This is a genomic window from Streptomyces sp. NPDC002324 (assembly GCF_053593335.1).
On the sequence record NZ_JBSFCF010000097.1, the window covers coordinates 1 to 1784 of the forward strand.

At 67.5% G+C, this 1784-nt stretch carries 1 protein-coding gene; it reads right to left on the bottom strand.

What is annotated here, in order from left to right; genetic code table 11:
- Nucleotides 1-303: 303 nt before the first annotated feature.
- Nucleotides 304-1539, bottom strand: coding sequence for an IS701 family transposase (locus tag ACWCRJ_RS44525; protein WP_450944692.1), 1236 nt, complete (start codon nt 1537-1539; stop codon nt 304-306).
- Between the last annotated feature and the right edge of the window lie 245 nt (nt 1540-1784).

A 1784-nucleotide genomic window follows, 5' to 3' on the forward strand; every position in this document is an offset into this window, starting at 1 on the left:
AGGTACGGCTCGATGAACTCCCACTGCTCGTCGGTGAGTTGTGTACGTGTCACACCCAGCGTCCTACCAGGTCCCACCCCCGCACGGGACCAGAATCCGAGAATGATCACGACCTCACACAGGCCCTAGTACTCCAGCAGCGGTTCGCTATCTGGGCCTGGCCGGAGGCATCGTGGGGAGTGTAGTGGGCTGATGGCGTGTCAGGGGCGGTCTTGCCGGACCACCCCTCCAACGAGTGGCATCGTCGTCGGCAGTGGCAGTGTCTGGCGACGGCCTGACGCCTGCGCCGCCACCGTGACCAGATCATGGCGTGGATACGAAGCGGCGGGCAGGGTCGGTGCGCGAGGCCGACTGCCGGCAGCCGGCGGACTTCCGCCACGGTGAGCGGAACCAGGGTGGAACCGTTTCTGCAGCCCCCTCTGCCGCCGCCTGCGCCGCCGTCACCGCGAGAAAGGCGTGCGCAAGCATGGCCAGGGTGATGTGCGGCGTCCAGCCGACGTAACGGCGGACCTCGTACTGATCCAGGCCGCACTCGTTCTTCGCGGCCTGAAAGCACTCCTCGATCGCCCACCGGCGCCCGGCAACGCTCACAAGCCGGTCGACGCCAGTGCCCACCGGGGCATAACCGAGGTAGTAGGCGATCTCGTCGGGTCTGCTGATACTGCGCCGGGCCAGCGCCCAGCGGTGACGGGTGGGCCGCTCGCCATCGAAGTCCTCGATCACCGGGAGCTGGACGGCAGCCCAGTGATAACCCCGCGGGCCCTTGGCGCCGTCACCGCACGAGCGCTTCTCCCATGCCTCAGCCGGCGCCTGCGTGAAGAGGTGGTCGACACGGCCAAAGCGCGGCACCTGCTGAGACTTCGGGACGGCGAGCACGTAGCCGACGGCGGTTTCTTCCAGCATCCGGCGAAAGCGCCGTTCCTGGCCGTAGGCGGCATCCGCAGTCACCCAGGCGATCGGCAGCGGCGAGGCGAGTGCGCGCAGCACCATGGCCCTGGCCAGCTCTGATTTGGTCGCGAGGTGCCTCTCATCGGGAATCTTGGCTGCGCGACAGCGTTCGCGGTCGTCCGTCCAGGACTTGGGCAAGTACAGCTCGCGGTCCACGAGGGCGCGTCCGCGGGTGGTGGCGTAGGCGGCAAAGACGCCGGTCTGGCAGTTCTCGGTGCGGCCGGCGGTGCCGGAGTACCGGCGCTGCACGCCTGCGGAGGTGGAGCCTTTCTTGACGAAGCCGGTGTCATCGAGGATGAGGACCCCGTCGGTTTCGCCGAGCTTGTCGGCGACGTATGTCTGCAGGTCGTCGCGGACCTCGCCGGCGGTCCAGGTGGCTTTGTTCAGCAGCCGTTGTAGGCCGTCGGGGGTGCGGTGGCCTGCGTGCTCGGCCAGTTGCCAGCCGTTTTTGCGGCCGACCGGGCCGGGCAGGGCACGGACGTAGTCACGCATGCGGCGTCGCAGGTCGGCGCGGCCGAAGCGGTGGCCGATGCGCAGGAAAAGGTCCTCGAGTTCACAGTCCCAGGTTGCGTCGGCAAGGTCGTCGATCACCCCGGGAGGCTGCCCTCATCACAGCTCGGACAGCCCTCGATGCCACTCGTTGGAGGGGTGATCCGGCAAGACCGCCCCTGACACACCATCAGCGCACTACACTCCCCACGACACCTCCGACCAGGCCAGATAGCGAACCGCTGCTGGAGTACTAGGGCCTGTGTGATGTTGTGATCAGCCAGTTGCCTTCAGCAGGTCGTTGATCCAGATCATCGAGGCACGGAGGTGGAGGCCGGCGAGGTAGC